Below are 414 nucleotides of genomic sequence, written 5' to 3'. Positions count from 1 at the left end.
GGCCGCCGTACTTGACCGACAGACGCAGCACCGCGCCGACCAGTTCGAGTTCGCGCACGCCGTAGATCACCGCGACCTGCGAGAGCGCGCGATCGATCTCGATGCCGGTACGCAGCATCCGCGAGACATAGTCGAGACATTCGCGCAGCGGCGCCTCGGTGTTTTGCAGCGCGGCCTGGAATGCGGCGGGCACGCTGTTGCCGAGCGTGATGAGCCGCACGATGCCGTCGAGAAAGAGCGGCAGCTGCCGCACGATCAGCTGGCGACGCTTGTTCGCGCGCATCGACAGCAGGAAATAGAAGAACATCGCGCACACGACGAGCGCGGCGCACACCGCGAGCAGGCCGCCGACGATGGCCGCCCACCCGCACAGCAGCAGCACGAGCACGCAGCAGATCGCGAGCGGCACTTTGA

At 66.9% G+C, this 414-nt stretch carries 1 pseudogene; it reads right to left on the bottom strand.

Annotated elements, in window-relative coordinates:
- Positions 1-414: pseudogene (locus F3J20_RS31730) on the bottom strand (type II secretion protein F); the annotation flags it as partial.

The sequence above is a fragment of the Paraburkholderia sp. Cy-641 genome (assembly GCF_011752945.1).
Lineage (GTDB): Bacteria > Pseudomonadota > Gammaproteobacteria > Burkholderiales > Burkholderiaceae > Paraburkholderia.
The sequence above is the reverse complement of the archived record's forward strand: the minus strand, read 5'-3'. Positions and strand labels throughout refer to the sequence as shown.